Here is a 1,576-nt window from a genome sequence, read left to right on the forward strand (position 1 = left end):
TTTTATGATAATAGTAAAACCCCTGGACTACGGAGTCTGGCTTGCCTAAGTATTCAATAAGGTTATCTTTTTCTGTAAATAATGAAATTTCCCCAATACCTATTTGAGATTTTCTTACATATTCATATTCCTTTTCATAAATCTCTCCTAATAAATCATAACATGATATTAAAAAGAAGCTTAGACAGAATATTAGGATTGTTATCTTCATTTTAGTTATTGGAGTTCAACCTAACGGCCCAGCGCATAACGGGCGCGGAGATTTTGAGTTAATAAACGGCTAAAATGTTAAAACAAGCAACTCCGGAAACCAACGGCACGTCCGCGTCCCCAGTTAATGCGCTTGTTAGTGGGCGAATTCATTAGCAATTGGGCTCTAAAAATGCAGTTCCTTTTCCTGCGTCTGAAGAGTTAAATGAGACATTAAAAGTCGATTCACTCCGCTTGTAGATTATTCCATATCGCAATGTATCGGTACACGATTCGAAAATCAGATGTTCAGAGTTTTTAGGATATTTATCTATCTGAAATGTTTCAATTGGTTTTTTGCTTAGTGATAATAAATAAAATCTCATTTGGTTTGTTGACATGTCTTCAATATTAAAGCCAAAGTAGTTATTCATTTCTCCAAACTCGTTATAGGCTTCTAAAGGCACGCTTTCATCAGTCTGTAATATGAGTAGATAAGACCAGTCACTTTCAGAAGTAAAATTGGAAAAATCTACAACTCGGTCCTCGTACGGTAAGTCTCGAAGACTTTGAACTGCATCTCTTAAATCTTTTTCAAAATAATAATCAGAACAGCTATTTAGTAATAATGCTATTGAGATTAGAAAGAGTTTTTTCATATCAAAGTTTGAAAGCCCACTAACGACCCAGCGTTTAAGCGGCGAGTCTGGTTATTAAAATTAAAGACCCGAACCACGTTCGAGTCCGCTTGAATCATATAATTAGGCACCCTCAAGGTTGATGTCTTCAAAAAAGAACATCACCTTATTCGTTCAAACGCCAATTCAAACTATGAGGATGCCTATGCAGAAGATTACACAATTTCAACAATCAGACAAGCCCTCCAGCAATCAATTTGTATTAGCTGTAGATGTGAGCAGTCGCACCTTGGATGTATATAGCCGGTACCATCAAATGGGAGCAGAGTTTGAGCTCTGCGAGTCCTTTGCCAACGACCTTCCCACCATTGATCAGAAGCTAGAGGAATACCAAAGGCAGGCGCACGGGTTAGGCTATGATGGGCTTTCTATTGTTGTGGAACCCAGTGGTTGCTACGAGAAGAAGCTCATGCAAGCAGCTTTGCAACATGGAATGGAGGTGTGGACGGTGAACCCAGAGCGCATGTATAAAGCGGGTGTGATTCATCATGGAGATGATGGCAAGAGTGACCCGTTGGATGGAAAAGTGCTTTATATGATGGCTGAAATAGGAAAAGTTAGTCGATTAGTTCCGTTGGCGGCAGCCTGGCAACAGCTACGTCAGCTGGGGCAGTGGCTAGAAGATTGCACGCTAGCGGCAGCCGATGCTCGTATCCATATTGGCACACTACGTCGGGCGCTCTTTGTCG

Annotated in this window: 2 protein-coding genes; one reads left to right on the top strand and one right to left on the bottom strand. The window is 40.5% G+C overall.

Annotation, left to right across the window (positions count from 1 at the left end; translation table 11 throughout):
• Positions 1-362: 362 nt before the first annotated feature.
• Positions 363-848 (bottom strand): hypothetical protein, encoded by a 486-nt coding sequence (locus ABJV04_RS07280; protein WP_348490708.1) that lies wholly within the window; start codon positions 846-848, stop codon positions 363-365.
• A 184-nt stretch (positions 849-1,032) separates the two neighbouring features.
• On the opposite strand from ABJV04_RS07280, the gene ABJV04_RS07285 reads away from it, so the two are divergent.
• On the top strand, positions 1,033-1,576 hold a 544-nt coding region (locus ABJV04_RS07285), incomplete at its 3' end, for a transposase (protein ID WP_348490710.1).

The organism is Aliiglaciecola sp., assembly GCF_039982535.1.
Taxonomy (GTDB): domain Bacteria; phylum Pseudomonadota; class Gammaproteobacteria; order Enterobacterales; family Alteromonadaceae; genus Aliiglaciecola.